The following is a 24,517-nucleotide window of genomic DNA, read 5'->3' on the forward strand; positions in this document are numbered from 1 at the left end:
GGACGTCGGTGTACGGCCAGGCCTCGCATTGAGGTCATGAGAACTCGGTGATCAAGGGCCGGGCGCCGGTCGCGGGGCGGCTCTCGGGGCGGCTGCGTTTCTGCGCGTACATGGCGGCGTCCGCGCGATCGATCAGCCGGTCGGCCGGCTCGGCGAGACCGGGCGCCGCGAACGCGACCCCGACGCTGGTGCCGACGGTGCACGAGGTGCCGGCGACGGTCATCGGCTGGCGGATCGCCTGGTGCACCCGGTCGATCAGCTGCCGGACCTCGTCGTCGGAGATCTCCGGGCAGAAGATGAGGAACTCGTCGCCGCCCATGCGGCCGACCACGTCGCCGGGCCGGACACCCTGCTGGAGCCGGCGGCCGACCTCCTGCAGCACGACGTCGCCCGCCTTGTGGCCCAGCGTGTCGTTGATCGGTTTGAAGCCGTTCAGGTCGCAGAAGAGGACGGCGGAGCGCTCGGTCAGGGCGGCTTCGATGCCGGTCAGGACGGCCCGGCGGTTCGGCAGACCGGTGAGCTCGTCGTGCGTCGCCTGGTAGGCCAGCGCGTGCTCGGCCCGGCTGCGCTGCTCGGCCAGCTGCCAGAAACGCACCAGCACCAGCGGAATGACGAACGCGGTGCTGACCGACAGGACGAGCACGTCGGGCGGAGCGTGACCGGACGCCTGGGAGAACCCGGCGACCACGGGAGTAGCGAGCAGCATCAGCCCGATGCGGACCAGCCGTCGTGGGGTGAGCCGGTCGATCACGGTGTTGTCGGGCCGGCTCAGGTGTGCGGCGGCCGGGTGCAGCGCCGCGGCGGCGACACCGAGGTATCCGACGAACCAGAAGACGCGGACCCACGGTGGGTAGTCCACGCCCTGCCCGCCGGAGGTGGCCGCCGACACGGTGATGCCGAGCAGCGTGCCGGCGGTCGAGATGAACAGGTAGAACAGGGTGCCGCGGGCCTTGACGGTGGTGGTGGCCACCCGGAGGAGCGCGCCCAGAAGTGCCATCAGGATGAGGAGCTCGACCAGGACGGCGAACTGCCCGCCGCCCCCGACGCCCTGGCTCACCAGGCGCGGGCGCAACAGCAGTTCCCAGACCACCCCGGCGCCGGACACCCCGACCAGCGTCGCCTCGAGGATCCCGCCGGGATCGTGCGGTGCATGGCGCAGGACCAGCACGATGCTGCCGCACAACAGGCCGACGTAGCCGAGGGCCATGCATCCGTGGCGCACCAGCTGGTAGTGGCTCAGCTCGACCACGGCCGGGTCGGCGACCCGGAGCAGGTGCGGTACGGCCAACAGGGCCACCCCACCGGCCAGCAGGTGCCACGGCAGCACGTCAGTGATCTTGTTGAGGCGCCTGCCCACCTCGATCGCGAGGATGGGCAGCAGGTTCACGGCGAGGAAGACCAGGCCGCGCTGGGACGCGTCGACCGCCAGGTAGGCGGCGAACGACGCGGCCACCAGCAGCACAAAACCGGCATTTACCAGGGCACGGTGCACGGATGGCCTATCGACCACCGCCCGGCGCGCGTGATGCTTTCACAGCAAGGCCACAGCCTGGCCCGCGTGACGCTTTACCGCGAGGCCACAGCCCAGCCCGCCGGTTCGAGACGCAGCTGCGCCGGCGGGCGGATCTCGGCGGCCCCGGCGAGCAATTCCCGCACCTGCGGCACCGGCAGGTCCGCGGTCGCGTCGCCGATGTTCAGCGCCACCACCAGCCGCTCCGAGCCGTCCGATACCTCGTACACCAATTGCTCGTTGGCCAGATGCACCACCCGGGTCCTGGCCCGATGCAGCCAGGGATGCCGGCGACGCAGCCCGATCAACTCCTGGTGCAGCGCGAACGTCGGCCGGCCGAACGGGGCCAGCTCCGCCGGGGTGGCCGGAAACGGCGGCCGTACCGCGTCGTCGCCGGCGTTCCGGTCTTCCTTGACCCCGCGGAACGCCTGTTCGTCGCCCGCGTAGATCGAGGGGGTGCCGCCCACGGTCAGCAGGATCGCCAGCGCGTGCGCGAGGTGTCGTTCGTCGGTCAGCCTGCTGGCGACCCGGGTGACGTCGTGGTTTCCCACGAACGTGAGCGGCGCGAACGCCTCGAGGAACGTGTTGTGCCGGTCCAGCGCCCAGGACAGCTCGAAGAAGTTCCGCTCGTTGAGCGAGCTCCAGATGGCCTTCCACAGCTCGTACTGGGTGACCGCGTCGACCGTCGACCCGTGCACGAACTCGACGTAGTCGCCGTGCAGCACCTCGCCGACCAGGTACGCGTCCGGGTGCGCGGCCCGGACCTGCGGCAGCACCCCGGCCCAGAACTCCTGCGGCACGGCGTACGCCGCGTCCAGCCGCCAGCCGTCCGCGCCGCGCTCCAGCCAATGGTTCATGACGGCGACGACATGGCTCCTGACGTCGCTCGACCGGTGATCGAGAGCGACCAGGGCGCCGTGGCCCTCGAAGTCCGCGTACTGCGGTTCGACGCCCGGCTGCCACTGCTGCGGCCAGGTCAGCCGGAACCACGACGCGGTCGGCGCGGCCGGCCCCTGCTCCAGCACCGCCCGGAACGCCGGGTGGCCGCGGCCCACGTGGTTGAACACGCCGTCCAGCAGCACTCGCAGGCCACGGCGGCGGGCGGCGGCGATCAGCGCGTCGAAGTCGGCGTCGTCGCCGAGCCGTGGATCGATGCGCAGGTGGTCGACGATGTCGTAGCCGTGCGTCTCCGAGGCGAAGACCGGACCGAGGGCGAGGCCGGAGGCACCCAGCTCGATCGCGTAGTCGAGCCACGCCTCCAGGCGGCGCAGCGGATGCGGGCCGGGCTGCGGCTCGCGGGCGGGGTACGCGCCGACGAAGCCGAGCGGGTAGACCTGCCACCAGAGCGCGTGCCGGACCCATTCAGCCATCTGTGCAAAGTACCCCGGAAGGCTGTTCGTCGCTGGCGGCCCCTTTGCGCGGTGACTCCCTCCCGAGCCGGGTGCCGCCGCCGCGTACGGCAACGAGCGTGCGGTGGGCGAGGCCGTCGCGAGTGTTCGCCCTCGCTGCGCCGGGCCGGCGACCGGATCCGGGACCTGGATGAGCCGGCCGGCCGAACTACATGACTGTAACTAGATGATCTTTGCCGTCCGGCGTGCGTACCGTTCGCTGGTGGGGATCTTTCTCGACCCGATAGCGCCGATGCTCGCCGCCGCCGGCCGGGCACCGGCCGGTCCGGACTGGGCGTGGGAGTTCAAGTATGACGGCGTTCGCGCCGTGGTGTACGTGTCCGGCGGTCAGTTGCGGGCGCTGTCGCGGAACGGCAACGACGTCACCGACGGTTACCCGGAACTTGCCGAACTTCCCGGCCTGCTGGGTGACCGGGCCGCGATCCTGGACGGCGAGATCGTCGCCAACGAAGCCGGCGACCGGCCCAGCTTCGCCCGCCTCCAGCAGCGTATGCACCTGCGCCACCCGTCGCCGGCGCTGGTCGCGAGCGTACCGGTCAGATTTTATGTCTTTGATGTTCTGCACCTCGACGGCCGGGAGTTCACCGAGCTGCCGTACGCCGCCCGCCGCGACCTGCTCGCCGGGCTCGGCCTCGACGGTGACCGCGTGTCGACGCCCGCCAACCACACCGGCGTCGACGGCACCACCATGATCCGGGCCGCCGAGCTGGGCGGCTTCGAGGGGGTCGTCGCCAAGAAGCTCACCGCCCCGTACCGGCCCGGCAAGCGCAGCGCCGACTGGACCAAGATCCCGCTGGTGAAGACCCAGGAGTGCCTGGTGCTCGGCTGGAAGCCGGGCGAGGGGCGCCGCGCCGGGCTGGTCGGCTCCCTGCTGCTGGGCGTCTACGACGACCGGGACCGGCTCGCCTACGTCGGGCATGTCGGCACCGGGTTCACCGACCAGATGCTCCGCCAGCTGGAGACGGATCTGCGGCCGCTGGCCCGCGCCACGCCGCCGGTGCCGGATGTGCCGCGGGAGTTCGCCCGGCACGCCCGCTGGGTGGAGCCGTGCCTGGTCGGCGAGGTGGCGTTCCGGAACTGGACGCCGGACGGCCGGCTCCGGCACCCGTCGTGGCGCGGGCTGCGCACCGACAAGAGCGCACCCTCCGTCCACCGGGCGCCGCCGATACCACCGGCACCGGGCACCGTGACCGGCGCGATGGCCACCGCGGACGGGCGCTGGCGCGTCGAAGCGGTACAGCGGGGAAGGCAACAGTTCTACCGGTTGATCCACGGTGACAACGTGATCGACGGGCTGGCCATCGCCACCGTGACGCGACTGCTCGCCGAAGCCGGCATCGACCTCGCCGACCTGACCGAGGTGACCGAACGGCCGACCGGCTCCGGCTTCACCGCGGCGTAGCCCCGGAGCTCAGCGGGGACCCATCACCACCGCCGGGTCGAGGCCGAGTCCGGTCAGCACCGCTCGCGCGGCGTTGCGCCCCGGCCGGCCGCTCACACTGCCGCCCGGATGGCTGGTCGAACCGGTCAGGTAGAGCCCGTCAATCGAGGTGGCGTAGTCGGGCCAGCCCACCAGCCACTCGCCGCCGTCCATCGCGAACTCGCCGCCGTGGCACGACCCGCCCAGGTTGTGCTGGTTGTGCGCGGCCACGTCGACCGGCGACTCGGCGCACTGGGCGAGGATGTCCAGATTGGTGCGCGCCGCCACGAGCCCGAGTAACTCGTCGGCGAAGAAATCCCTGGCGACGGACCAATCGCGGCCGTCGGCGCGCTCCCACGGCGCCACCGTCAGGATCTTGAACGTGCCGGCCCCCGCGGGCGCGCGCGACGGGTCGACCACCGTCTGGTTGACCAGCAGCAGCCACGGGTCGGTCGCGTCGGTCTGGCCGCGATGGAAGGCGTCCAGCTGGCGCGCGATCCCCTCGGTGCCACCGAGGCCGGCCGCCGCAGCCCGCACACCGGAGAACGTCAGGTCGGATCCGAGCGCGGCATGCACCGCGAACACGCTCAGGCCCGGACGCCACGCTGCCCGCGCCCGGTCCAGGTCACCCGGCACCCGTTCCAGCATCCCGGGCAGGGTGGCCAGGTGGTTGGCCGCGACGACCGCGCGCCGGCCGGCGACCCGGCGTCCATCGGCCGTGTGCACCGCGACCGCGCGTCCGTCGCGTACCTCGATGCGGTTGACCACGGCGTCGCACTCGACCACGCCGCCCCGGTCCGTCAGCAGCCGGATCAGCGCGGCCGGCAGCGCGCCCGAGCCACCCAGCGGCGTCGACCAGCCGAATCGCAGCCGGCCCGCGGTGATCGAGGACGGCAGCACGCCGGTGCCGGGACGACGCGGGTCCTGGATGGTGGCCAGCGACAACCAGAGCATGAGATCCCGTACGGCGGGATGGCCGAACCGCTCGTGCACGACGTCCCACGCCGAGCGCGCCCGGAGGTCCCGGTATGCCGCGGCAGCCGCCGACGAGCCCAGGTCGAACCCCGACGACCAGCGCCCGTGCACCTCGGCCAGCCCGCCCTGCCACTCCTCGACGAGCTGCCGGAAGGCCACCGCGTCCGCTGCCGACCAGCGTGCGATCTCGTCGGCCGTGGCGTCCAGGCTGCGATGCACCGTCAGCAGCGACCCGTCGTCGCGGGGGAGTACCACGGCCGGGTCGGTATGCACATACTCAAGTCCCCAGCGCGACACCAGTTCCAGTTCGTCGTCGGCGAGCAGCGGGTTCGACTGGATCAGCACGTGCGCCGACGAGCACGAGTCGTGCGCGAAGCCGGGCAGCGTCAGCTCCTCGGTCACCGTGTTCCCGCCGGGGATCGGCCGGGCCTCCAGCACCGCAACGTCAAGACCGGCAGAGGCCAGGTACGCGGCGCAGATCAACCCGTTGTGGCCGGCGCCGACGACCACGACATCCACTTCCTCCGGCATGCCCATCGGCCGATCCTGCCATGCACACGATTGCAATAGCTATGGCCTGCGCAGGTGTAACCATGTTGACGTGTCGTGGGCAAACGTTTGGGGGAAGGGCTTGCTACCGTCCTGCGACGATGGACCTCCAAGCCGTGCTGCGCGCCCTCGCCGACCTCGCTCCGGCCGGCGCCGACCGGATACTCGACGTGACCCGCGGCGGCCGGGCGCTCGCCTGGCTGCCCCGGCCCGACGTGGCGCCGCGCGGCAAGGCCTTCGACCGGCTGGCCGCGCTGGACGCGCTGCATCGCGAGGAGCGCCTGCTGCGTCGTGGCTGGGGTCTGGTGGTCGGCTCCATGCCGGTGGATGGCAAATTGCAGCGGGTACGCCTCCCGTTGCTCACCGAACCGGTGCGGCTGCAACGCGGTCTGCGCGGCTACCACGTCCTGCCGGCCGGCGAACTGGAGGTCACCCCGCTCATCCGCAACCGGACGCTGGCCGCCGACCTGGCGAACGGCCCGCTGGTCGGCACCCCGCCGTGGCTCACCGCGGTCGGCACCACGGCCTGGATGCGGGCGGTGGCCGAGGCCGCCGGGCTGCCGGTCGCCGACGTCCGCCCGGCCGGTGAGATCCCCCGCAAGTTGCCGGCCGACGACCTGGTCCTGTTCCCGGCCGCCGCCCTCTACCTGTCCCGCGACGTGTTCAGTGCCGGTCTGCGCGACGCCCTGATCTCCTGGGCCGCCCGCCCCGGCCTGGACCGCACCGCGCTGGCCCACGTCTACGGCGACACCCAGGCCCCGGTCCCGCCGTCCGCCGACGAGGACGTGCTGTCCCCGCTCCCGCTCAATCCGGCCCAGCGGGAGGTGGTCCGGGCCGCGCGGGAACGGCCGCTGACCGTGGTCTCCGGCCCGCCCGGCTGCGGCAAGAGCCACGCCGTCGTCGCGGCCGCCATCGAGGTGGTCGACCGCGGCGGCTCGGTGCTGATCGCGACCCAGTCCAGTCACGCCGCGGACGTGCTCGGCGACCTGCTGCGCCGCTATCCGGGCCCGACCCCGGTGCTGTTCGGCGACGCCGAGCGGCGCGCCGCCATCGCCACCGAACTCGGCGCGGGCGCCCCGGCCGGCACCCCGGACCGGGTGCTGCGGGCCGACCGGGACGCGGTCGAGCGGGCCCGCAGCCGGGTCCGCGGCCTGGAGTCCGCGATCGAGGCCGCGCTGGCCACCGAGGCCCTGGCCGCCGAGTTGCCGCAGTGGGAGCCGCTGCTGCCCGGCCTGGCCGTCGACGTGCCCGGCGCCTTCACCCCCGACGCCGGCCTGGATCCGGCCCGCAACCGATGGTCCCGCTGGTGGCAGCGCCGCCGCCTGGGCGTCGCCGGGGCTGTCCCGGACGACCGGGTGACGGCCGCCCTCGAAGCCGCCCGCTGCATCCGGGCCGCCGCCCGCCTGGCCAGCACCGGCGGCACCGACCTGACCGCCACCTGGACCGCACTGGTCGCCGCCGACGAGGCCCTGGCCGAGGCCGCCGGTCAGGCCGTCCGCCGCCGGGCCACCAGCGCCGCCCGCTGGTCGCGGGAGGCCAGGCGGGCGGCCGGCGGCCTGGCCACCGCACTGCGGGCCGGCCGCGACCGCCGCCGCGAACTCCTGGCCACCCTCCCGGGCCCGGCCCTGGTCCGGGCCCTGCCACTGTGGATCGGCACGGTCACCGACGTGGAGGATCTGCTGCCGCCCACCCCCGGCCTGTTCGACCTGGTGATCCTCGACGAGGCGTCGCACGTCGACCAGATCCGCGCCGCCGCCGTGCTGGCCCGCGCCCGCCGCGCCCTGATCGTCGGCGATCCGCGCCAGCTGCGGTTCGTCTCCTTCGTGGCCGACGTCGACGTGACCGGCACCCTGCGCCGGCACGGCCTCGACGACCGGGTCGACGTGCGCCGGGTCAGCGCCTTCGATCTGGCCGCCGGTGCCGCCCCGGTCACCTGGCTGGCCGAGCACTACCGCGGCGACCCGCACCTGATCGAGTTCTCGGCACAGCGCTTCTACGCCGGCCGGATCACGCTGGCCACCCGGCACCCGCGCAACGAGGACGCCGACGCCATCGACGTGGTTCGCGTCGCCGACCCCGCCGCCGAGGTCACGGCGGCCGTGGAGGTGGTCCGCGACCTGGTCGGGAAGGGCGAGAGCGGCATCGCGGTGCTGACCCCGTTCCGCGCTCAGGCCGAGGCGGTCGAGGCCGCGCTGCTGGCCGCCTTCGACCTGCCCGAGATCGAACGACTCGGCCTGCGGACCGGCACCGTGCACGCGTTCCAGGGCAGCGAGGCCGGCACCGTGGTGGCCTCGCTCGGCCTGGCCGGCGACGACCCGGCCGGCCGGCACCGGTTCGTGGCCGACCCCAACCTGTTCAACGTGCTGGTGACCCGCGCACGCCGCCGCATGATCGTGGTGACCGCGCTGGGCCCGCAGACCGGCGGCCTGGTGGGGGAGTACCTCGCGCACAGCGCCCGCCGGCCGGCCCCGCCGGCCGGCGGTACCGGCAGCGGCGATCGGACCTGGCCCGGAAGACTGGCCGCAGAGCTGGCCCGGGCCGGCGTGCCGGTGCGGCGTGACTACCCGGTAGGCGACTGGCACGTGGACCTGTGCGCCGGAGAAGCCGGGCCCGCCACAGCCGGACATATCAGAAATGCCGGAAGGGTGAGCGGCGGGCGCGCAGGCGTTGGGCCCGGAGGCTTCGCCGCCGCACAAATCGAAAATACCGTAAGTGCGCCCGGCGAAAGCGCCGGCGTGGCCGGCCTCATCTGCGCGGTGCATCCCGACGGGCCGGCTGCCCACATCCGTCGCGAGCGGGCCCTGCGCCGGGCCGGTTGGCGCCTGCTCGACGCGTTCCCCAGCCGCTGGTCGGACAACCCGGCCGCGGCCGCCCTGGAGCTGAGCCGGCAAGTACTTGCCCAGCAGGAAAGTGAGTCGTAGACTTTCCCGCAAGGAAAGTACATGTCGAGGGGGAAATACCATGACCATCCCACCGATCGACGCCGAGCTCGCCCTGGCCGAGGTGCAGGCCCGCCGCGCGCAGGTGATCGACAACAACCTCACCCCGCCATGGTTCTGGCCGTCGCTCGGCGGTCTCATCCTCCTGTTCGTCGCGGCCGTCGAGAGCGAGGTGCCCTGGCTGGTCGCCACCGGCAGCATCGTCTACGGCGTCGGCCTGGCCGTCCTGATCGCGCTGGTGGTCCGCCGGGTGCGGGTGCAGATCCGGCCCGAGCTGCTGGGCGTCCGGGGCTTCCTCACGATCTTCGGCTTCGCGGCCGGCCTGGTCGTCGCCGGTCTCGCCGTGGGGCTGACCCTGGAGGCGCTCGACGTGCCCTGGCCGGCCACCCTCGCCTGCCTCCCGGTCGCCGCCGGCCTGGCGTTCGGCGGCCCGCGCCTGATCCGCCACCTGCGCACGCTGATGCTGGACGGCCCGCGGTGACCGAGCCGCGGTTCGACGAACTGATCCACGCACCCACCCGCCTCTCCCTGGTCAGCCTCCTGGCCGCCACCGAGTGGGCCGACTTCAAATACCTGCGCGACAGCGTGGGCCTCTCCGACTCGGCGCTCTCCAAGCAGCTCACCACGCTCGAGGAGGCCGGCTACGTCGAGATCCGCAAGAGCTTCGTGGCCAAACGCCCGCGCACCTCGGCCCGGCTGAGCGCGGCCGGGCGCCAGTCCTTCACGGCGCACATCGCCGCGCTTCAGGAGATCGTGGCGCGCGCCGGGCTCTCGGTGGTGCCCGACGAGGTCAGCCCCTGACCGGCGGGCCGGGCCAGCCGGATCCCGATGGCGCCGGCCACCGCCACCACCCCGAGCACCAGCAGCGCCGCGTCCAGGCCGCCGATCGCGCCGCTGAGCCCGGCCACCACGAGCGGGCAGGCGAACTGGCCGAGGAACACCGCCGACGTCCACAACCCGGTGCCGCGGCCGCGCTGCTCGAAGGTGAGCGAGCCGAGCGACCAGGTGAGCAACGCCGGCAGCAGCAACCCGTTGCCGAACCCGGTGAGCACCGCGAACGCCACCACGGCCGGCACCGTCGAGGCCAGCGAAAGGCCGGCCAGGCCCAGTCCGGACAGCGCGAAGGCCATTGGCGCGGTGACCGCCGGGCCGAAGCGGGCCAGCCGGGCGAAAAGGAACGCGCCGGTCGCGGTGCCCAGCGAGCCGATCGCGCTGACCGCACCGATGGTGGCCGTGGACGCCACGCCGATGTCGTCGAGCTTGAACGACAACTCCACGATGAGGACGTAGAAGACCAGACCGCCGAGCAGGCTCACCCCGGCCGGGGCCGCGATCTGCCGCCACGGCACCGGCGCCAGCCTGCGCTCGGCGGCCACCGGTGCCGGCTGCCACAGGTAGCGGGCGGCCAGCGCCGCTAGTGGGAGGCTCACCGCGTACAGCCAAAAGGGGGTGCGCCAGTGCTGCGCGCCCAGCGCGCCGCCCACCGCGAAGAAGACCGTGGCGGCGACCGTGGTGTAGACGACCTGAAGGCCGAAGTAGCGCTCCCGCTGCGGGCCGTGGAAGTAGTCGGCCAGCAGCGTCGTGCAGCAGGTCATGATGGCTGCCTCAGTGAGACCGACCAGCACCCGGCTGGCCACGATCAGCTCCAGCGAAGGCAGGTAGAGCGGCGCGGTGCCGACGATCGCGTACACCACCAGGGCACCGACCAGCAGCCGCTTGCGGCCCAGCCGGTCGACGATCCGCCCGGCCACGGTCGCGGTGAGACCGATGATCAGGGCGGGCGCGGTGAGCACGATCGGGGTCAGCGTCGCCACGCCGGGGGTGCCGGCGAACGCGTCCTCGATGCGCGGCAGCACCGGGGCCAACAGCACGGCGCCGAGCACCCCGAGGCAGCTGGACAGCAGCAGGATGAGGGCCTGCATGCGCCCGGCCGGGCGGCCGGTCGCGGGGTCGACAAGGGTTTCCGGCACGGTCCGCTCCCAGGGGTGAGGGTGATGGGCGTCACTGGCCAGCCAGTGTCGGCGTGCCGGGCCGGGCCGCGGAAATCACTAATCCTGAACCCCGCCATCCACCGGGCTGATGGCCCGTATCAGCAATCCGCTCTTCCCGGGGGCGCCGCCGGTGCCGGACCGTGGGGAGCTGCCGGAACTCGACCGCTCCGACCCCGAGGGTGCCATCGCCGAGGCCGTGAAGCGCTACTCCAACTGGGGCCGCTGGGGCGCCGATGACGTGCTCGGCACGCTCAACTTCCTGGACGACGCCAAGCGCCGCGAGGGCGCCGCGCTGGTCCGCCGCGGGGTGAGCTTCTCGCTGGCCCAGTCGTTCGACATGAACGGGCCGCAGAAGGGCTGGCGCCGCCGCACCAACCCGGTGCACACCTTGCTGGACACCGGCCTGGACGCGGAACGCGGCCAGGGCTTCCCGCACGGCCTGGGCGGCGCCGACGACGTCGTCTTCATGCCGCTCCAGGCGTCGACCCAGTGGGACGGGCTGGGCCACATCTTCGACCACGGGCGCGCCTGGAACGGCCGGCGGGCCGGCGACGTGGTGACCAGCGAGGGCGACCTTGTCACCGGCATCGAGACGGCGGCCGCGGCGATCGCCGGCCGGGGCGTGCTGCTCGACGTCGGCCGCGCGTTCGGCACCGGCGGCGAACTGCCGGACGGCTTCGCCATCACCGCCGAGCACCTGCGGGCCACCGCCGAGGCGCAGGGCAGCCCGGTCGGCCGCGGTGACCTGGTCTGTGTGCGCACCGGCCGGCTGGCCCGGGCCCGGCGGGAGGGCTGGGGCGACTACGCCGGCGGTCCGGCACCCGGCCTGTCGTTCACCACGGCCGGCTGGCTGCACGACTCCGAGATCGCCGGCATCGCGACCGACACCTGGGGTTTCGAGGTCCGCCCGAATGAGTTCGACGACGCGTTCCAGCCCCTGCACCAGGTCGCCATCCCGCACCTCGGCCTGTTCATCGGCGAGATGTGGGACCTGGACGCGCTGGCCGACGACTGCGCCGCGGACGGCGTCCACGACTTCTGGCTCACGGCGGCTCCGCTGCCGGTGACCGGCGCGGTCGGCGCTCCGGTCAACCCCCTGGCCGTGAAATGAGCCGTCAAGTGAGGAGCATCCGATGACCGCCGTGCACACCGTCCTCGTCGTGGGCAGCGGCCTGGCCGGCACCGCGACCGCCATCCACCTGGCCGGCCGGGGCGTCGCCGTCGACCTGGTCGAGATCAAGCCGGACATCGCCGCGATCGGCTCCGGCATCACCCTGCAGGGCAATGCCCTGCGCGAACTGCGTGCGCTGGGCGTCTGGGAGAGCTGTCGGGAGCAGGGGTACGCCTTCGACGTCACCGGCCTGCGCGCGCCCGACCCGGCCGGCACGCTGCTCGTGGAGATCCCGGACGCCCGCACCGGTGGCCCGGACCTGCCCGCCGTGATGGGCATGCCCCGGCCGGCGCTGGCCCGCATCCTGGTCGACCGGGCCGTGGCGGCCGGCGTGCGGGTCCGCTTCGGCACCACGTACACGTCGCTGCGCCAGGACGACGCGGGCGTGGACGTGACATTCGCGGACGGCTCGACCGGCCGGTACGACCTGGTGGTGGGCGCCGACGGGGTCCGGTCGTGGACCCGGCGGCAGCTCGGCATCGAACTGGAGACCCGGTCGACCGGCATGGGCATCTGGCGCGCGTTCGGGCCGCGGCCGGCGAGCGTGACCCGGACCGACCTGTACTACGGCGGGCCGTCGTACATCGCCGGGTACTGCCCGACCGGGGAGAACTCGCTGTACGCGTACATCGTGGAGCCCGCACAGGACCGCTCCACGCTGACCCCCGCGGAGCAGCTCGCCACCATGACGGAGCTGGCCGCGGCGTACCACGGACCCTGGGACGAGATCCGCGACCTGCTGACCGACCCGCAGACGGTGAACTACACCTGGTTCGAGACGCACGTGCTGCCGGCGCCGTGGCACCGCGGCCGGGTGGTGCTGATCGGCGACGCCGCGCACACCTGCCCGCCCACCCTGGCCCAGGGCGGCGCACAGGCCCTCGAGGACGCCGCGGTGCTGACCGGACTGCTGACCGAGCGGGACACCGTGGACGACGACCTGTGGGCCACCTTCACCGCCCGCCGCTTCGACCGCGCCAAGACCGTGGTCGACGCGTCCAACCAGCTCGGCCAGTGGCTGCTCGACGACGTGCGGGGCGACGTGCCCGGCCTGATCCGCAGCGTCGCGGCCGTCGTCAGCCGGCCGGCGTGAACGGAGAGACGATGACCCAGCGACTCATCACCCACCTGCGGCACGTCGACCTGGCCGTGCCCGACTACGGCAGGCAGCTCGACTTCTACACCGGCACCTGGGGCCTGAAGGCCGAGCACAGCGACTCCGGGCTCACCTTCCTGGCCGCCGAGGGCAGCCCCGAGCAGTACGTGGTGCGGCTGCGCCAGGCCCGCGACAAGCGCATCGACCTGATCGCGTTCGGCGCCGCCTCGGCCGCCGACGTCGACACCCTGGCCGCGCGGCTGGCCGCCGACGGCGTGCGGCTGGTCGGCGAGCCCGGCAAGCTGCAGACCCCGGGCGTCGGCTACGGCTTCCGGTTCTTCGACAACGAGGGCCGTACGGTCGAGATCTCCGCGGACGTGGCGGTCCGGCAGCACCGGCCGATCGAGGAGGGCGAGTCGATCCCGGTCCGCCTCTCGCACGTCGTGCTCAACTCGGCCGACCCGGAGGCCACCCGCGCGTTCTACGAGAAGCACCTGGGGTTCGCGCTGTCCGACACCCTGATGCACCCGCACCTGGGCAAGATGATGTGGTTCATGCGGGTCAACACCTGGCATCACAGCCTCGCCATCGCCCGCTGCCCGCACCCGTCGCTGCACCACGCCAGCTTCGAGCTGCGCGGCCTCGACGAGTACATGCGCGGCACCGGCAGGGTGCTCCGGGCCGGCGTCGAGAAGATCTGGGGACCTGGCCGCCACCTGGCCGGCAACAACACGTTCAGCTACTTCCTCGACCCCAGCGGCAACACCATGGAGTACACCACCGAGCTGGAGCGGATCGACGAGGACACCTGGCACCCGCACCTCTACGACTTCACCCGGCCCGAGGTGGCCGACCAGTGGGGCACCGCGAACGCGATGAACGAGTTCGTCGCGAAGCGCTCGTTCAACGACCCCGACCAGGGGCTGTTCCAGGCCCCGCCGGTCTGATGCGGTTCGCTACCTACGAGGCGGGCGGCGAGCGCCACGCGGCGGTCGTCTCCGCGGCCGGCCTGCACGCGCTCCCCGGTGTCACGGTTCTCGACCTGGTGCGCGGCGGCCTGCCGGCGGCGCGGGAGATCGGTGCGGCGGCCCTCGGCGGGCCGGCCGTGCCGGTCGGGTCGGTGCGGCTGCTGCCGCCACTGGAGCCGGTGGCGGTACGCGACTTCGTGGCGTTCGAGGAGCACGTCGAGGGCGTCGTGCGCAGCGTCGCCGGTGGTGCCGGGGTGCCGCCCGAGTGGTACGAGGCACCGGCGTTCTATTTCACCAACCCGTACGCGCTGGTCGGCGCGCACGACGACGTGCCGGTGCCGCCCGGCTCCAAGCTGTTCGACTTCGAGCTGGAGGTCGCCGTGGTGGTCGGCCGGGACGGCGCGTCGCTGACCCCGGAGCAGGCCCGCGAGCACATCTTCGGCTACGCGGTCATGAACGACTGGTCGGCCCGCGACCTGCAACGCCGCGAGATGAGGGTGCAGCTCGGCCCGGCCAAGGGCAAGGACTCGGCCACCACCCTCGGGCCCTGGCTGGTCACCGCCGACGAACTGGCCCCGCGCGCCGATCCGGACGGCCACCTGCCGCTGGAGATGCGGGTGTCGGTCAACGGCACCGAGATCGGCCGGGATCTGTTGTCGCACATGGGCTGGCCGTTCCAGGACCTGATCGCGTACGCGTCCCGCGGCACCACGGTCCGGGCCGGTGACGTGCTCGGCTCCGGCACCTGCGGCAACGGCGGCTGCCTGGCCGAGCTGTGGGGCCGCCGGGGCGCGACCGAACCGCCGCCGCTGCGGCCCGGCGACGTGGTCGAGATGACCGTCGAGGGCATCGGCACCATCCGCAACCGGGTTGTCGAGGGCCTCGACCTGCCACCCGTCCGCCCCGCCCGCCGCCGCTGAGAGGACCTCACGATGTACGAGTACTTCCCCGGCAACTACGTCTGGAACCTGGGCGTCGTCGCCACCCTGAACTCCGGCGGGCTGATCGACGAGGTGGACCGGGCCTGCCGCCCGATCCGGGAGGCGGCGACCCGGGGTGAGGACGCCGGCACGCCGGACTTCCTGCGGGCCTGGACCGCGCTCACCGACCAGCTCGTGAGCCAGGCCGAGGCCGCCGAGAAGGCCGGGCACCGGCGCACCGCCGGCCAGCTGTACTTCCGGGCCACGAACTACCTGTGCCAGGCCGAGCGGATGCTGTCCAACGCCGACCCGGACCGGCTGCCGGCCTACCGCCGGGTGCTGTCGCTGGCCGGGAAGGCGTTCGAGCTGCGCGACCCGCGGATCAGCCGGGTGGAGATCCCATACCGGGGCGGCAGCCTGCCCGCGTACTTCAGCGCCGCGCCGGGTGATGGTCCCGCGCCCGTCGTCGTGCTGGTCAACGGGCTCGATTCGACCAAGGAGCACATGTACGCGTCGAGCCACTGGGCGGAGCTGGCCGCGCGCGGCATCTCGTGCCTGATGCTCGACCAGCCCGGCACCGGCGAGGCGCTGCGGCTGCGCGGCCTGACCGCCCGGATCGACGCCGAGACGTGGGCCGGTGCCGCGGTCGACTACCTGGAAACCCGCTCCGGTGTGGACGCTGCGCGGATCGGCATCGTGGGCTGGTCGCTGGGCGGCTATTACGCGCCGCGCGCCGCCGCGTACGAGAAAAGATTTGCTCTCTGCGTGGCCTGGGGCGCCAACCACAACTGGGGCGCGGTGCAACGACGCCGGCTGGAACGCGAGGGTGAGCGCCCGGTCCCGCACTACTGGGAGCACGTGCTGTGGGTCTGGGGCCACACCGACCTGGCCGAGTTCATGGAGTACGCGGACGGCGTGCACCTGGACGGCGTGGTCGAGCACATCACCGTGCCGTTCCTGATCGCGCACGGCGCCGGCGACCGGCAGATCCCGCTGGAGTACGCCCGTCGCTCCTACGACCAGGCGGTCAACAGCCCGAAGCGCGAGCTGCGCGTGTTCACCGCCGAGGAGGGCGCGACCGAACACATCGGCCTCGACCACCTGCCGCACGTGAGCAGCTTCATCGCCGACTGGGTGGCCGACACGTTCGCCGCATGACATCTGTCATCCGAACCGGTGTGCGGGCGCACTACTGAGCCGGCCCGCGGCATCGAACACTTTCTGCATGACGAGTTCAGGTGCTGCGCCGGCGGTCGAGGTGACCGAGCTGACCCGGCGCTACGGCAGCTTCCTCGCGGTGCGGGGAGTGTCGTTCCAGGTGGAGCGGGGCGAGCTGTTCGCGCTGCTCGGCACCAACGGTGCCGGTAAGACGTCCACGCTCGAGGTGGTCGAGGGCCTGGAGCGGCCCACCGGCGGCGGCGTGCGGGTGCTCGGCCACGACCCGTACACCGAACGCCCCGCGGTGCGCCCGCGGATCGGCGTGATGTTGCAGGAGGGCGGCTTTCCGCCGGACCTCACGGCCGCGGAGACCCTGGCCATGTGGGGCGGTACGCTCTCCCGCCCGCGCCCGGTGGGCGAGGTGCTCACGCTGGTCGGCCTGGACCATCGGGCGACGGTACGGGTCAAGCAGCTCTCCGGCGGCGAGCGGCGCCGCCTCGACCTGGCGCTGGCCCTGCTCGGCCGGCCCGAGGTGCTGTTCCTCGACGAACCGACCACCGGCCTCGACCCGGAGAGCCGGCAGCGCACCTGGCAACTGGTCCGCGGCCTGCTGCTGGACGGCGTCACGGTGCTGCTCACCACGCACTACCTGGAGGAGGCCGAGGCGCTCGCCGACCGGCTCGCCATCATGCACCGCGGCGAGATCGTGACCACCGGGTCGGTGGCCGAGGTGGTGGCGGCGTATCCGGCGCGGATCCGGTTCGCGCTGCCCGAGCACGTGCACCGGGGCGAGCTGCCGGCGATCTCCGGGGTGCAGCCGGGCGACGGGCGGGCCATCACCATCCAGACCGCGGCCCTGCAGCAGACGCTGACCGTCCTGCTCAACTGGGCCGCCGACCGCGACATCGCGCTCGGCGAACTGGACGCCCGCTCGGCCTCCCTCGAAGAGGCGTTCCTGGCGATCGCCGGTGCCGACCGCGAGGCGGTGGCCGCATGAGTGCCGTGCTGCGCCGGGTCCGGTCGCTGTCCGCCGCCGAGATGCGCCTGCTGTTCCGCAACAAGACCGCCGTTTTCAGCGCGTTCGTGCTGCCCCTCGGCATGGTCGGCCTGCTGGCCGGCGTCAAGATCGACGGTGGTCAGCTGTCCACCAACGCGTTCGTCATGACGTCGCTGCTCGGCTTCGTGCTGCTCGCCGCGGTCTATTACAACCTGGTGACCACGTACGTCTCCCGGCGCGAGGAACTGGTGCTCAAGCGCCTGCGGGCCGGGGAGCTCACCGACCGCGAGATCCTCGCCGGGGTGGCCGCGCCGGCCATCGTGGTGGCCGTCCTGCAATGCCTGGTGGCCGCCGTGGCCGGCGCGGCCTGGCTCGGCCTGCCGGTGCCGGTGAACCTGGTGCTGCTGCTGGTCGCGGTGCTCGGCGGCACGGTGGTGTTCGTGTTGCTGGCGGCGGCCTCCGCGGCGTTCACCCGGACCGCCGAGATGGCCCAGGTGACCACGCTGCCGGTGCTGATGGCCTGCCTGCTGGGCTCGGGCGTGGTCCTGCCGCTGACCGAACTGCCCGAACCGGTCGCCGACGTGCTGCGGGTGCTGCCGCTCACCCCGGTGGTCGACCTGATGCGCCTCGGCTGGTCCGGCACGGTCGGTGTGGAGGCGCCGGCCGGCTTCACCGGCGTGCTGGCGCCGTCGCTGGCCCCGCTCGGCCTGCTCGCGGTCTGGCTGGTGCTGGGCACGCTGGCGGTCAAGCGCTGGTTCCGCTGGGAACCGCGGCGCTAGGGTCGGCTTCATGTTCAGGTGGTGGCGGGAACGCAGCCAGGCGGCGCGCTTCGACTTGTCGGTCCGGGGGTCGTTCTATCTGAACTTCGGCATCGTGGTGGCCCTGGCCACCGTGTCGCTGATGTCCGACCTGGGCGACGGCACCTGGCTGGTGCTGCTGCTGTTCGCGGCCCAGGCGGTGTGCTGCACCCTGCTGGTGCGCGCCGGCCTCGACCACCACGCCGGCCGCCGCTCCCGCCCGGTCGTGCTGGCCGTGGTCGCGGTCGCGGTGACCGCGGCCGGGGTGCTGGCCGCGTATCTCGCCTACCCCGACGCCGACCCCGACCGGCAGGACGGGCCGGCGAACGCCATCCTGGTCATCCTGGGCGGCTGCCTGGTGGCGGCGCTGACCACCGCGGTCCGGTCGTACGTCACCGTCGCCACCGGCCTGGCCCTGTGCGCGACCGCGTACGGGATCTCGGCCGCCCAGGGTGTCCGCAACATTCCCGGCCTGCTCGCGTTCGGCTTCATGCTCCTGGTCGTCGGCCTGGCCTGCCGGGTGACCACCTGGATGCTCGACGTGGTGTGGGAGCTCGACCGCGCCCGGCAGGTGCAGGCCGGCCTCGCGGTGGCCGAGGAGAGGCTGCGCTTCGCCCGCGACCTGCACGACGTCGTCGGCCGAACGCTCTCGGTCATCGCGCTGAAATCGGAGCTGGCCGCCCAACTGGCCCGCCGAGGCCGCGACTCGGCGATCGACGAGATGCTCGAGGTGCGCCGCATCGCCCAGGAGTCGCTGGACGAGTTGCGCGCCGTGGTCGGCGGTTACCGCGCCGCCGACCTGGACTCGGAGCTGGCCGGCGCCCGCTCGCTGCTGGCCTCGGCCGGCATCGAATGCCGCATGATCGGCGACGGCAGCGGCCTGCCCGCCGAGGTGCAGGGCACGCTGGGCTGGGCGGTCCGCGAGGGCACCACGAACGTGCTGCGGCACAGCGACGCCCGCACCTGCACCATCACCCTGCGCGGCGCCGCCGCCGGCGAAGTCACGCTGACCATGGACAACGACGGCGTCCGCGCCCCCGCCCCGGCCGCCGGGTCCCGGGTCCGCTTCGGCAGCGGCCTGGTGGGCCTGGCCGAGCGGCTGGCCGCGCTGGGCGGCACCGCCACCGCCGAACGCCACGGCAAAGACAGCTTCCGCCTGACGATCACCCTCTCGGCCGCCCCCGCGGCGGCGTCCCGCTCCGCGGCACCGCCCGCCCCCGCTCCACCGCTCACCATTCCCGCCGCCACGGCCACCGCGCCCGAGCCGCCGATATCGGCGGGTGACGTAGCTGGAGAGCGGGAGCCCGCGTGAGCGACACGCCGATCCGGATTCTGCTGGCCGACGACGAGCACCTCATCCGCGGCGCCCTGGCCGCGCTGCTCGGGCTCGAGCCCGACCTCACCGTCGTGGCGCAGGCGGCCACCGGCGCCGAGGCGCTGTCGATGGCGCGGGCGCTGCACCCCGACGTGGCCGTGCTCGACCTTCAGCTCCCGGACCTCGACGGGGTGCGGGTCGCCGAGCGGCTGCACGACGAGCTGCCGCGGTGTCACACGATGATCGTTACCAGTCATGGGCTGCCGGGGCATCTCAAGCGCGCGCTCACCGCGGGGGTCCGCGGCTTCCTGCCCAAGACGGTGTCGGCCGAGACGCTGGCCACCGTGGTGCGCACCGTGCACGGCGGCGGCCGCTACGTCGACCCGCAACTGGCCGCCGAGGCGATCGGGGCCGGCGACAGCCCGCTCACCGCCCGCGAGGCGCAGGTGCTGGAACTCGCCGCCGCCGGCGCACCGGTCGAGGAGATCGCCCGGAAGGCGGCGCTGTCGGCCGGCACGGTTCGCAACTACCTGTCCGCCGCGGTCACCAAGCTGGGCGCGGCCAACCGGCACGAGGCGGTCCGGCTGGCCCGCAGCTACGGCTGGATCTGAACGCCGAATCCAAATCGATTCCGCAATTTATCCGTGGCAATAGCTTGTGTCCCACATGGACCCGTGGCAATATCGTCGGCGATCATCAACTGAGTGCGGCGGGCTTCCGCCGAACGGGGACTTAGGGAGATGTTCTGCCATGGGCGAATTATTGCATCCGTCGTGCGCTGGATGACATGCCGGTCCGGACCGAGACCGTTGCGATCAACATTGGTGAGGATGCCGAATTAGGCGACCGCGTGGATGCGGTCGAATGGTCGTGCGACGCGTTGTCGCTCGATCCGGCACACCTCGGAAACGTGCGGAACGCGCAGTGGGAGACCTCCTACCTGTTTGCCGATTCGGGGGGCACGACTGTCGGTCTCCTTTCGCTGCACCGCAGCCGGTCGGAGCATTTCCCGGTGGAGATGTTCGACCCGGCGGCGGTCGCGCCCGCGGTCTTCGGGGCCTGGCGCCGGCCGGCGAGCGACTACCTGTTCCTCGGCGGCGGCACCGATCTGGTGGCCGGCTGTGCCCTGGCCCGGCACCTGCCGGAGGCGGAGCGGGCGCGGGTCGGGCGGGCCCTCGCCGACGCGGCCTTCGCGACCGCCGAACGACGCGGACTGTGCCCGGCCGCGATGTACGTGCCGGACGGCCAGGCCGCCCTGTTCCGTGCCGGCCACCGCCCCGGCGTGGTGGTCGAGCACCTGGCCGAACTGCCGGTACCGGGCCCGGACCTCGACTCCTACCTGGCCTTTCTCGACTCGGGACGGCGCTCGGTGGTGAGCCGCGACCTGAACCGCCTGGAGCGGGCGGGCCTGCACGGCCGGCCCGGTCCGGCCGCGGATGCGGCCGCCGAGGGCGCTCCGCTGGTGGCCGCCGTGAAGCGCCGGCACGGCATCGCGGAACACCCGCGGCTCACCGCCCTGCGGCTGAGCCGGTGGGCCACCGTGCCGGTCGGGTGGCGGCTGGCGTTCGAGGTGCGCGACCGGCACGGCCGGCTGGCCGCGGTCAGCTTCGGCTGCCACGACGGCGACGTCCTCGAACTGTTCGAGATCGGGTTGGACGACGGCGCCGACCGGCATCTCGCCTATGTCGAGGCGCTGGTCTACGCGCCGATGCGATATGCGATTGCCGAGCGGTGCCGGGTCATTAGACTCGGGCTCGGATCGTCCCGCCCCAAAGACCTGCGCGGAGCACGGTTCATTCCCATGTGGGCCATCGGAGAGGAGATGCGGAAATGACCGCGCAGACCGATGACATTCGCAGCGAGGAATGGCAGAACGCACTTCCGGACGCCACCGTTCCGCAAAACCGCCGACAATTTCCGCGCTGCGATTCGTGGAACGCGTGGAAAATCGGCGGGGCATTCAATTCCCGCTCGGGACGCTGTTGGCGGACGGCTCGTTCGGAGCCGTTTCCGGCGGGCTCAGCGGCACGACCGGAATGCGATGACCGTAACCGAGCGCCCGCCGCCCGCGCCACATCCACTGCGCATCCGCGCAGTCCGCTACCAGTTCCTGGTGGTGGGCCGAACTTGCCGTCCCTCGTGCGCACGCCTCAGGAGTTGAGCCTGCCATGACGATCCTTCAGGAACCGCGCCGCCTTCAGCGCATCGCCACGACCTACAGCCAGCGGGCCCGGCTCGACGCCTGGCGCACCCGCGGCGCCCGGCCGGCACCGGTCTCGTTCGGGCTGCGGCTGCGCGGCCCGGTGTCGCACGAACTGCTGGAGCAGGTGCTCACCGCGCTGGCCGCCCGGCACACCGCGATGCGCACCGCCTTTGCGCCGGACGCTGTCTGCCTGCCGCCCGGCGAGGTTCGCTGGGATCTGCGCCGCTTCCGGCCGGGGGAGCGGCCGGCCGCCTACGACTGGCTGCACGAGCCGTTCGACCTGACCGCGCCGCCGCTGTTCCGCGGCGTCCACCTGCGCTCCGGCGAGGTGTCCGAGATCGGGCTGGCGGTCGACCACATCGTCATGGACGGCGGCTCGGTGCGGGTGTTCCTGCTCGACTTCCAGCGGATCTACCGCTGGGCGGTGGGTGTCACCGCCGCGATCGGCGAGGGCGCCTCGGACATGGGCGAGTTCGCGCGGGCCGAGCGGGACTGGTGCCGCGAGCGCGGGGCCGAGTCGGTGCGGTTCTGGTCCGGGCGGTGGCGCGACTTCGGCCCGTTCCCGCCGCTGCGGATGGACCCGCCAGCCGGCGCCGGAGCTGGGGCCGGCGTCTGGCGGGACACGGTAGCCGTACACGGTCATGGTTTGAATGTCGGCCGGGTGACCACGCCGGTGCTCACCGCGGCGGCCGCCCTCGCCGCGATCCGGGACGTCACCGGCGCCACCGAGGCGGGCGTGATACTCCCGTCCGCGCGCCGGTTCCTGCCCGGTCTCGACCAGACCATCGGCTATCTCACCAACCGGGTGCTGCTGCGCCTCGACACTCCGGCCGGGCAGCCCTTCGAGGATCTGGTACGCGCCGTGCGGGCGTACACGATCTCGGCGCTGGAGCAGACCATGATGCCGTTCGAACTGCTCACCGCCGAACTGGCACCCGGCTCGGACCCGCGCCGCCCGGGTCACCCGTACCTCCATCTGAATGTCATGCGGCCGCCGGCCGCGCCGAGCCTCCCGGGTCTCGAGGTCGCCTGCTTCGAGCCGCCCCGCCACGACGCCGACGCCCACCTGTCCGGGATGCACGTCGATCTGGCGGACACGGCCGGGCCGGTGCTCTCGGCGACCTACGCCAACGCGGTGTTCGACCCGGCGTTCGTGGCCCGCCTGATGGAGCGGATGTCCGGATATCTGCAGGGAACCACCGGGTGATCGCCCGCGGCCGGCTGCTCGACCGCGGGCGACCGCTGGGGTTACTGGATGGCGAAGCTCGGGTGCGGCGGCTGGTTGTAGGCGGTGTTCTGCCAGGCAACCGCCTCGCGGTACATCCGGTCCTGCATCAGCGACGGACGCGAGATGCTGGTGGCGTCCGTGGTGGAGTAGATGCGCAGGGCCGTGTTGTTCGTGGTCGGGAAGATGACCTCCTCGCGCCAGTCACCGAGGATGTCGGCGGACAGCGACGGGGTGGCCTTGGTGCCGTTGTTCGAGTGCACGCCGCTACCGGTCAGCAGCCGGGTGTCCGAGCCGGTCCCGTACTTGCTGATGTTGGTGCCGTCGAGCAGCTCGCGCTGGGCGTCGCCGTCCCACCAGATCACGAAGTTGGCGCTGGACGGCTTGCGCCCGATGTTCGCGCCGCTGGTGTTGCGCAGGCCGTCGACCGCGTTCGACCAGGACTCGGCGCCCGGGCTGCCGGACCAGATGTCGGCCGAGACGGCCCGGCCGTTGTCGCAGTTGCAGGCCGGGGTCGACCAGATGATGCCGCCGGTGCGGGCGTCACCCATCCACATGGCCGGCTTGCTGCCGTCCTCGCTGGGCTTGAAGAACTCCAGCCCGGACCGGCTCGGGATCAGATCACCCACGTGGTACGCGTCGCCGTGCCCGCGCCCGGAGGTCCACAGCCCCGAGCCGTTGTCGTCGATGGCCATCGAGCCGTACATGATCTCGTCGCGCCCGTCGGCGTCCACGTCGGCGATCGACAGCTGGTGGTTGCCCTGCCCGGTCCACGCGGAGCCGTTCGTGGAGGAGTTGCTGTCGAACGTCCACTTGCGGGTCAGCGCGCCGCCCCGGAAGTCCCAGGCCGCGATAACGCTGCGGGTGTAGTAGCCGCGCGCCATGATGATGCTCGGGTACGAACCGTTGATGTACGCGGTGCCGGCCAGGAAGCGGTCGACCCGGTTGCCGTACGAGTCACCCCAGCTGCTCACGGTCCCGCGCGCCGGCACGTAGTCTGCGGTGGCCATCGCCGCACCGGTCTGCCCGTTGAAGACGGTGAGGAACTCGGGCCCGGCCAGCACGTAGCCGGACGAGTTGCGGTGGTCGGCGGACGCGTTGCCGATGACCACGCCGGTGCCGGAACGGGTGCCGTCGGCGGTCTTCATGGCCACCTCGGCCCGGCCGTCGCCGTCGTAGTCGAACACCTGGAACTGCGTGTAGTGCGCGCCGGCCCGGATGTTGCGGCCGAGGTCGATGCGCCACAGCCGGGTGCCGTTGAGCTTGTACGCGTCGATGAAGACGTTGCCGGTGTAGCCGGACTGTGAGTTGTCCTTGGCGTTGGACGGGTCCCACTTGAGGACGATCTCGTACTGCCCGTCGCCGTCCAGGTCACCCACGGAGGCGTCGTTGGCGGCGTACGTGTAGGACTCGCCGCTGGGCGTGGTGCCGCCACCCGGGATCTGGATCGGCACGTCCTGCTGGGCCGCGGCCAGCGCCACGGTCGGTGCGACCGCCGCGAGGGTCTCGACCCCGCCGCTCACCGGCCTGACCGTGTACGAGGCCCCGACCGGCCCGCTCGCATCGGTGAAGTTGGTGCCCGCGGTGATCGGCGCGGAGTTGAGCTTGGTGGATCCCCGGTAGACGTTGAACGCCACCCCGGCCGGGTCGGACTTGAGCAGCCGCCAGGACAGGAAGTTGCCCTTGGCGGAGCGCAGCACCACCAGCCCCCGGTCGAGCTTCTCGGTCGTGCTGGTCGGGTCCACGGCCGCGGCCACCGCGCCGGGCGTCTCAGCCGCCTGAGCCGACACCACCAACGTGGTGCCACCCCAGGCGACCGCAGCCACAGCCGCAACCACAGTCGCCCCCCGAACAACTTGCTTGACACGTTTCAT

At 72.7% G+C, this 24,517-nt stretch carries 20 protein-coding genes; 15 read left to right on the forward strand and 5 right to left on the reverse strand.

Annotated elements, in window-relative coordinates; translation table 11 throughout:
* Positions 1 to 34: 34 nt before the first annotated feature.
* Both Ari01nite_RS08625 and Ari01nite_RS08630 read right to left on the reverse strand, forming a co-directional pair.
* Positions 35 to 1,492: a GGDEF domain-containing protein gene (locus Ari01nite_RS08625; protein ID WP_203780585.1), complete on the reverse strand. Its 1,458-nt coding sequence runs from the start codon at positions 1,490 to 1,492 to the stop codon at positions 35 to 37.
* A 74-nt stretch (positions 1,493 to 1,566) separates the two neighbouring features.
* On the reverse strand, positions 1,567 to 2,880 hold the full coding sequence (locus tag Ari01nite_RS08630) for an alpha-amylase family glycosyl hydrolase (protein ID WP_203780586.1): 1,314 nt from the start codon (positions 2,878 to 2,880) through the stop codon (positions 1,567 to 1,569).
* A 241-nt stretch (positions 2,881 to 3,121) separates the two neighbouring features.
* Here Ari01nite_RS08630 and ligD point away from each other — a divergent pair, with 241 nt between their 5' ends.
* A complete protein-coding gene (gene ligD / locus Ari01nite_RS08635) occupies positions 3,122 to 4,321 on the forward strand; it encodes a non-homologous end-joining DNA ligase (protein ID WP_239162585.1) in 1,200 nt (399 codons plus the stop codon).
* Between the two features lie 9 nt (positions 4,322 to 4,330).
* Here ligD and Ari01nite_RS08640 read toward each other — a convergent pair whose 3' ends face one another.
* A complete protein-coding gene (locus tag Ari01nite_RS08640) occupies positions 4,331 to 5,851 on the reverse strand; it encodes a phytoene desaturase family protein (protein ID WP_203780588.1) in 1,521 nt (506 codons plus the stop codon).
* Between the two features lie 113 nt (positions 5,852 to 5,964).
* On the opposite strand from Ari01nite_RS08640, the gene Ari01nite_RS08645 reads away from it, so the two are divergent.
* The 3 genes from Ari01nite_RS08645 to Ari01nite_RS08655 are packed head-to-tail and all read left to right on the forward strand — an operon-like array spanning position 5,965 to position 9,603.
* A complete protein-coding gene (locus tag Ari01nite_RS08645; protein ID WP_203780589.1) occupies positions 5,965 to 8,784 on the forward strand; it encodes a DEAD/DEAH box helicase in 2,820 nt (939 codons plus the stop codon).
* Positions 8,785 to 8,824: 40 nt separating this feature from the next.
* Positions 8,825 to 9,283, forward strand: a complete 459-nt coding sequence (locus Ari01nite_RS08650) for a hypothetical protein (RefSeq protein WP_239162586.1) — start codon at positions 8,825 to 8,827, stop codon at positions 9,281 to 9,283.
* Positions 9,280 to 9,603, forward strand: coding sequence for a winged helix-turn-helix domain-containing protein (locus tag Ari01nite_RS08655; protein ID WP_203780590.1), 324 nt, complete (start codon positions 9,280 to 9,282; stop codon positions 9,601 to 9,603). The genes Ari01nite_RS08650 and Ari01nite_RS08655 overlap by 4 nt, the downstream gene beginning before the upstream one ends.
* Here the strand turns inward: Ari01nite_RS08655 and Ari01nite_RS08660 are convergent.
* On the reverse strand, positions 9,546 to 10,772 hold the full coding sequence (locus Ari01nite_RS08660) for an MFS transporter (RefSeq protein WP_203780591.1): 1,227 nt from the start codon (positions 10,770 to 10,772) through the stop codon (positions 9,546 to 9,548). The genes Ari01nite_RS08655 and Ari01nite_RS08660 overlap by 58 nt on opposite strands.
* Positions 10,773 to 10,881: 109 nt before the next feature.
* On the opposite strand from Ari01nite_RS08660, the gene Ari01nite_RS08665 reads away from it, so the two are divergent.
* From Ari01nite_RS08665 to Ari01nite_RS08715, 11 genes are all read left to right on the forward strand, one after another.
* Positions 10,882 to 11,904: a cyclase family protein gene (locus Ari01nite_RS08665; RefSeq protein ID WP_239162587.1), complete on the forward strand. Its 1,023-nt coding sequence runs from the start codon at positions 10,882 to 10,884 to the stop codon at positions 11,902 to 11,904.
* 22 nt (positions 11,905 to 11,926) lie between these two features.
* Positions 11,927 to 13,057, forward strand: a complete 1,131-nt coding sequence (locus Ari01nite_RS08670; RefSeq protein WP_203780592.1) for an FAD-dependent oxidoreductase — start codon at positions 11,927 to 11,929, stop codon at positions 13,055 to 13,057.
* Positions 13,058 to 13,068: 11 nt separating this feature from the next.
* Entirely contained in the window at positions 13,069 to 14,007 is a 939-nt protein-coding gene (locus Ari01nite_RS08675; protein ID WP_203780593.1) for a VOC family protein, read from the forward strand.
* The gene (locus Ari01nite_RS08680) at positions 14,007 to 14,948 is read left to right on the forward strand and encodes a fumarylacetoacetate hydrolase family protein (protein WP_203780594.1); all 942 of its coding nucleotides are present in this window, start codon (positions 14,007 to 14,009) and stop codon (positions 14,946 to 14,948) included. The genes Ari01nite_RS08675 and Ari01nite_RS08680 overlap by 1 nt, the downstream gene beginning before the upstream one ends.
* Positions 14,949 to 14,960: 12 nt before the next feature.
* Positions 14,961 to 16,106 (forward strand): alpha/beta hydrolase family protein, encoded by a 1,146-nt coding sequence (locus Ari01nite_RS08685; protein ID WP_203780595.1) that lies wholly within the window; start codon positions 14,961 to 14,963, stop codon positions 16,104 to 16,106.
* A gap of 67 nt (positions 16,107 to 16,173) precedes the next feature.
* Positions 16,174 to 17,103 carry an ABC transporter ATP-binding protein gene (locus tag Ari01nite_RS08690; RefSeq protein ID WP_203780596.1) on the forward strand — a complete coding sequence of 310 codons (930 nt, stop codon included), beginning with the start codon at positions 16,174 to 16,176 and terminating at the stop codon, positions 17,101 to 17,103.
* Entirely contained in the window at positions 17,100 to 17,882 is a 783-nt protein-coding gene (locus Ari01nite_RS08695; RefSeq protein WP_203780597.1) for an ABC transporter permease, read from the forward strand. Before Ari01nite_RS08690 ends, Ari01nite_RS08695 begins: the two co-directional genes overlap by 4 nt.
* A 10-nt stretch (positions 17,883 to 17,892) precedes the next feature.
* Positions 17,893 to 19,212 carry a sensor histidine kinase gene (locus Ari01nite_RS08700; RefSeq protein ID WP_203780598.1) on the forward strand — a complete coding sequence of 440 codons (1,320 nt, stop codon included), beginning with the start codon at positions 17,893 to 17,895 and terminating at the stop codon, positions 19,210 to 19,212.
* A complete protein-coding gene (locus Ari01nite_RS08705) occupies positions 19,209 to 19,826 on the forward strand; it encodes a response regulator transcription factor (protein WP_203780599.1) in 618 nt (205 codons plus the stop codon). The genes Ari01nite_RS08700 and Ari01nite_RS08705 overlap by 4 nt, the downstream gene beginning before the upstream one ends.
* Positions 19,827 to 20,065: 239 nt before the next feature.
* On the forward strand, positions 20,066 to 21,049 hold the full coding sequence (locus Ari01nite_RS08710; RefSeq protein ID WP_203780600.1) for a GNAT family N-acetyltransferase: 984 nt from the start codon (positions 20,066 to 20,068) through the stop codon (positions 21,047 to 21,049).
* A 334-nt stretch (positions 21,050 to 21,383) separates the two neighbouring features.
* A complete protein-coding gene (locus tag Ari01nite_RS08715) occupies positions 21,384 to 22,625 on the forward strand; it encodes a condensation domain-containing protein (protein WP_203780601.1) in 1,242 nt (413 codons plus the stop codon).
* A gap of 41 nt (positions 22,626 to 22,666) precedes the next feature.
* Here Ari01nite_RS08715 and Ari01nite_RS08720 read toward each other — a convergent pair whose 3' ends face one another.
* Positions 22,667 to 24,517 (reverse strand): rhamnogalacturonan lyase, encoded by a 1,851-nt coding sequence (locus Ari01nite_RS08720; protein WP_203780602.1) that lies wholly within the window; start codon positions 24,515 to 24,517, stop codon positions 22,667 to 22,669.

The sequence above is a fragment of the Paractinoplanes rishiriensis genome (assembly GCF_016862375.1).
Lineage (GTDB): Bacteria > Actinomycetota > Actinomycetes > Mycobacteriales > Micromonosporaceae > Actinoplanes > Actinoplanes rishiriensis.

Excerpts from the sequence above, each read along its gene's own strand:
- Ari01nite_RS08675 (WP_203780593.1), top strand. The coding sequence starts at position 13,069 with ATGACCCAGCGACTCATCACCCACCTGCGGCACGTCGACCTGGCCGTG.
- Ari01nite_RS08695 (WP_203780597.1), top strand. The coding sequence starts at position 17,100 with ATGAGTGCCGTGCTGCGCCGGGTCCGGTCGCTGTCCGCCGCCGAGATG.
- Ari01nite_RS08715 (WP_203780601.1), top strand. The coding sequence starts at position 21,384 with ATGACGATCCTTCAGGAACCGCGCCGCCTTCAGCGCATCGCCACGACC.
- Ari01nite_RS08685 (WP_203780595.1), top strand. The coding sequence starts at position 14,961 with ATGTACGAGTACTTCCCCGGCAACTACGTCTGGAACCTGGGCGTCGTC.
- Ari01nite_RS08690 (WP_203780596.1), top strand. The coding sequence starts at position 16,174 with ATGACGAGTTCAGGTGCTGCGCCGGCGGTCGAGGTGACCGAGCTGACC.
- Ari01nite_RS08645 (WP_203780589.1), top strand. The coding sequence starts at position 5,965 with ATGGACCTCCAAGCCGTGCTGCGCGCCCTCGCCGACCTCGCTCCGGCC.
- Ari01nite_RS08630 (WP_203780586.1), bottom strand. The coding sequence starts at position 2,880 with ATGGCTGAATGGGTCCGGCACGCGCTCTGGTGGCAGGTCTACCCGCTC.
- Ari01nite_RS08700 (WP_203780598.1), top strand. The coding sequence starts at position 17,893 with ATGTTCAGGTGGTGGCGGGAACGCAGCCAGGCGGCGCGCTTCGACTTG.
- Ari01nite_RS08650 (WP_239162586.1), top strand. The coding sequence starts at position 8,825 with ATGACCATCCCACCGATCGACGCCGAGCTCGCCCTGGCCGAGGTGCAG.
- Ari01nite_RS08670 (WP_203780592.1), top strand. The coding sequence starts at position 11,927 with ATGACCGCCGTGCACACCGTCCTCGTCGTGGGCAGCGGCCTGGCCGGC.
- Ari01nite_RS08640 (WP_203780588.1), bottom strand. The coding sequence starts at position 5,851 with ATGGGCATGCCGGAGGAAGTGGATGTCGTGGTCGTCGGCGCCGGCCAC.
- Ari01nite_RS08720 (WP_203780602.1), bottom strand. The coding sequence starts at position 24,517 with ATGAAACGTGTCAAGCAAGTTGTTCGGGGGGCGACTGTGGTTGCGGCT.
- Ari01nite_RS08665 (WP_239162587.1), top strand. The coding sequence starts at position 10,882 with ATGGCCCGTATCAGCAATCCGCTCTTCCCGGGGGCGCCGCCGGTGCCG.
- Ari01nite_RS08680 (WP_203780594.1), top strand. The coding sequence starts at position 14,007 with ATGCGGTTCGCTACCTACGAGGCGGGCGGCGAGCGCCACGCGGCGGTC.